4 protein-coding genes and 1 pseudogene are annotated in these 4,272 nt (G+C 53.8%); 4 read left to right on the forward strand and 1 reads right to left on the reverse strand.

Annotation, left to right across the window (positions count from 1 at the left end; genetic code table 11):
- From Q4577_RS23470 to Q4577_RS23485, 4 genes and pseudogenes are all read left to right on the forward strand, one after another.
- Positions 1–717, forward strand: a 717-nt coding sequence (locus Q4577_RS23470) for a TRAP transporter large permease subunit (protein ID WP_303473319.1), incomplete at its 5' end; no start/stop codon positions are given.
- 69 nt (positions 718–786) lie between these two features.
- Positions 787–1,569 carry a coniferyl-alcohol dehydrogenase gene (locus Q4577_RS23475; protein WP_303473317.1) on the forward strand — a complete coding sequence of 261 codons (783 nt, stop codon included), beginning with the start codon at positions 787–789 and terminating at the stop codon, positions 1,567–1,569.
- A gap of 102 nt (positions 1,570–1,671) precedes the next feature.
- Positions 1,672–2,853, forward strand: coding sequence for an OsmC family protein (locus Q4577_RS23480; protein WP_303473315.1), 1,182 nt, complete (start codon positions 1,672–1,674; stop codon positions 2,851–2,853).
- Between the two features lie 74 nt (positions 2,854–2,927).
- Positions 2,928–3,767 (forward strand): annotated as a pseudogene (locus tag Q4577_RS23485) (3-keto-5-aminohexanoate cleavage protein).
- A 273-nt stretch (positions 3,768–4,040) separates the two neighbouring features.
- On the opposite strand, the gene Q4577_RS23490 reads toward Q4577_RS23485, so the two are convergent.
- A partial coding sequence (locus Q4577_RS23490; protein WP_303473313.1) for a hypothetical protein occupies positions 4,041–4,272 on the reverse strand: 232 nt, incomplete at its 5' end.

Here is a 4,272-nt window from a genome sequence, read left to right on the forward strand (position 1 = left end):
AAGGCGAGGCAAACTGGTCGGAATTCTCATACCGCTAAAATAGCCCGGTCATGTCTGACGAACAAGTTGGCAATGCCGGGCATTCTTCTGGCGCCAGTCTTAGGGCTGATCATTCTGGTGCTGGGCGGTATCTATGGCGGCTTCTTTACACCGACCGAAGGCGGCGCTGTCGGGTCGGCGGGTGCGCTGATCTATGCGGTTTTGCGGCGCCGTCTGAACTGGGCTTCGCTGTGGCAAGTGATGGTGGAAACAGGCCAGATTGCCACGACGGTTCTGTTCATGATCCTCGCGGCGAACATCTTTACGATCATGCTGGCCTCATCAGGGTTCGTGCAAAATATAGGCACGATCATCAACACGCTGGATCTGAGCCTGTTCCAGTTCGCGGTTGCCTACGTGATCCTGCTAGTTTTGTTGGGTATGTTCCTTGAATCCGTTTCGATCATGCTGATCGTGGTGCCGATTGCATTCCCAACGATGCTGGCCTTGGGCGGGGATCCGATCTGGTTCGGTATCCTGACAGTAATCGCCGTAGAAATTGGCCTGCTGACACCGCCGTTTGGACTGGCCTGCTATGTCGTGTCTGCCACCTTGCGCGGCACCGGGATTGAGCTTTCCGATATCTTTAAGGGTGTGATGCCGTTTGTCGGTGTGATGTTCCTGATCACTGCCATCATCATCTTGTTCCCGAGCCTTGCATCGATAACGTTCCGATGACTGGGGTCGCGTGCAAGACGTCAACTTAACCTACTTTGTAAGAGCCCCCAAATTCTGGAGAATCCAACCATGCATGAAGGCAAAACCTATATCGTAACCGGCGTGGCATCGGGCATCGGAGCAGAGACTTGCCGCCTGTTAAAAGCGCAGGGCGCGGCTGTTATCGGCATTGACCGCAACGAAACAGACACGGCCGACCATTTTTTTCAGGCTGACCTCAGCGATCCAACTTCTATTGATGCATTGATCGAAAATCTGCCTGCTGGGACAAACGGACTAGCTAACATCGCGGGTCTGCCACCGACTGCGCCTGCCTCTCTTGTGATGCGGGTGAACCTTTATGGTTTACAGCGACTGACCAATGCGCTGGTGCCCAAAATGGCGGATGGCGCGTCCATTGTGAACCTTGCCTCTCTGGCAGGGTTTGGATGGTCCAACGCGCTAGAACAAAGCACTGCGGCGCTGGCGCTTTCGATGGATGATAACGTCGATGGTTTTTGCAGTGCTCAGGGGCTGGACACGGATGATAGTGGACGAAGCTACTTTTTATCCAAAGAGGCACTGATCATCTGGACCATGCAAAACCGGTGGACCTGGCGCGACCGCGGGATCAACATGAATTGTGTAAGTCCCGGTCCGGTCGACACACCAATCCTTGGCGATTTCATCCAGACCTTAGGCGCGCGCGCCGAAGAGGACATGAAAGTTATGGATCGCCCGGGCGCGCCACAGGATGTCGCTCCGGTAGTCAGTTTTGCCCTTAGCGCGCATGCCAAGTGGTTCCGTGGCACCAACCTGACGGCAGATGGCGGCATGTCCAGCCACATATTATCCAACATCCATCACTTCTGAGGATTATCTGTACCGCGCATCATAGCACCTACCTGGCCCACGAAAACTTCAACACATAGCGCCATGACAAGCAAAAATGGCAGACACTAAAGGACAAATACCATGGCAGCACTCGGCGAAAACCTCATTGGCACAAGTAGCGTCGCTCCGTTTTTCAAAGTGACGAACGCGGATGACGTGTCGATTGATGCGCCTGAAAACCGCAAAGGCGATGCGTTGCGCACTTGGGTGCGTTCATTGTCAGGATTTCAGAAAGAGGCGCTCGTGCGTTCTGCCAAAACCGGCGAGACGTGGCGTTTGGTGTCTGACGAAGGGCCTTATCTGAACGGCCATGATGCAGCGCCGTGCCCGCTGGCTTTCTTGTCGTCCGGCATGGCAGCAAGTTTTATGAATGAAATCCTCGCACTGGCCAAAATCCAGAACGTCGAAATCCGCAAACTGAAGCTGATTCAGGACAATTATTATACGATGAAGGGGTCCATGCCCAAACGCACCATGGTTGGGGGCGCCGAAAATATCGACCTTCAGGTCGAGATTGACTGCGACCTTGATGATGCTGCGCTGAACGAATTCTTGATCAACGCCACCTATGCATCGCCGCTCAACGGTCTGATGCGCGGACAACTCGAAAGCCTATTCAAGTTGGGTAAGAACAACGTCGAATTGCCAACGGCCAAAGTGGCTGAACTGGATGGTGCATTGTTCCCTGATCCGGGCAACCACTTTGCCAAATCAAAAGCAGACTCCAGCGATCTGACGTTGATGGAACCTGTCGGGCCGACTCCGAAGAAGGACGTTGTCATGGGCACCTCATCTGCGGGTGGCAGCATGGCCGAAGAACAAGACCGCCGCCTAAACATCGGCGCTGTCGCGATCATGCGTGAGGATGGCATCAAAGAAATCCAGCAGATGCAATATTCGCCTTATGGCACGTCCTTTCGGTTCCTAAGTTCCGAAGACGGACGCGCGCCAGATGCAAATAGTCTTATCAGTGCAGGCATCGGTTTTTGTTTCATGACCCAGTTCGGGCGGTTTGTCTCGATGCTGAAACTTGACCTGCCGGACTACCGGATCGTGCAGGACACCCATTTCAGCCTTGGCGGCGCATCCGGCGGGACGGGCAAGGCGGGCGAAGCGGATTCAATTGAAACTCACGTCTATCTCGAAACGTCCGAGTCCGATGAGACGGCGCAGGAGATGCTCGACATCTCAGAACAAACTTGTTTCCTGCACGCCTTTTGCCGGACGGACCTGAAAACCAAACTAAAGGTCGTGCGCGTTTGAATTCTGGTGATGGACGATACTGCACCTGTCGCCCCTCGTCGCTGTCCACAGCATGATTGAATGGAAACTGAGAAATGACCACACCCTGTATTATTTGTGTCGCGATCACCGGTTCACTGCCGACCTAGGCGGACAATCCTGCGGTGCCCATCTCCGTTGATGAGCAGATAGATAGCACACAAGCCGCCTTTGAGGCCGGGGCGACGATCTGCCATGCCCATGTACGTAACCCGGATGAGACGCCCAGTTCTGATCCAGAAAAATTTGCGCTGTTAAAGGAAGGTCTTGAAAGGCACTGCCCGGGGATGATCATACAGTTCTCAACAGGGGGGCGCTCTGGCGCAGGCAAGACGCGAGGCGGTATGCTGACGCTCAAACCTGATATGGCGTCTCTGTCGGTTGGGTCTAATAATTTTCCAACCCGCGTCTATGAAAATCCACCGGATCTCGTGGCGTGGCTTGCGTCTGAGATGTTGACCCATGAGGTCAAACCAGAGATCGAGGCCTTTGATCTTAGCCACATCATTCAGGCACATTCGATGTTCAAGAACGCTCAGATTGCCGCACTGCCATATGTCCAGTTCGTCATGGGCGTCAAGAATGCCATGTCTGCCGATCGCCATATTTTTGACTACTATACTGCGACTGTGAAACGCTTGTTTGGAGTAGGCGCTCCGTGGTGCGCAGCCGGGATTGGCGCAAACCAGTTGGTCCTGAATGACTGGGCGATATCATCGGGTGGTCACGCGCGCACCGGACTGGAAGACAACATCAGGTTGGACCGCGACTCTCTCGCTCCGTCAAACGCAGCGTTGGTCAGGCGCACTGTTGAGGTCTGTGAAAAATATGAACGACCTGTCGCGACCTACACGCAGGCACGTGAAATCCTTGGTCTGCGCCCATTTGCCTGCTAAAGGTCTCAATCCGCAATTAACTCTGCTTCAGAGCATAGCAAATAACTGCTTCCCGCATGATGCATCGTAATTATCCACTGTCAGGATATTGTACGACCGCGACAGTTTAGACGACCTTCTCAGCAGCTGAAATGAACGCTGCCGCCAAGGGAATAGATTTGGCCCGACATCACTGAAAAGACAGTTTGTGAGTATGCCGTAGCGCCGCAGATTTGCCACTTCTTGCGCTGCGAAAGATCGCTACAATGGCCGGGGTTGCACCCGCATCGGGCCTTAAACACTCAAGACCAGAAAGTTGTGCTCCCCTCCAGCAATGCGGATAGCATAAATGGCTACTTTATTCGCCGCGCAGCAGCACCGGAATTTTGGCTCATGTGGCATTTTTGGCACCGCTTCGGCACGCCGTGAAAACGCGTCACTTCCGCTTTGGGCGTATTTTGTTGAAAAACTCTTGTTGATTTGACGGCTCATGGCTGATTCAATTTCTCTATGGCAGCGGGGGATT

Origin of the sequence: Marinovum sp. 2_MG-2023 (assembly GCF_030548265.1) — a bacterium.
Taxonomy (GTDB): Bacteria; Pseudomonadota; Alphaproteobacteria; order Rhodobacterales; family Rhodobacteraceae; genus Marinovum.

Excerpts from the sequence above, each read along its gene's own strand:
- Q4577_RS23475 (WP_303473317.1), top strand. The coding sequence starts at position 787 with ATGCATGAAGGCAAAACCTATATCGTAACCGGCGTGGCATCGGGCATC.
- Q4577_RS23480 (WP_303473315.1), top strand. The coding sequence starts at position 1,672 with ATGGCAGCACTCGGCGAAAACCTCATTGGCACAAGTAGCGTCGCTCCG.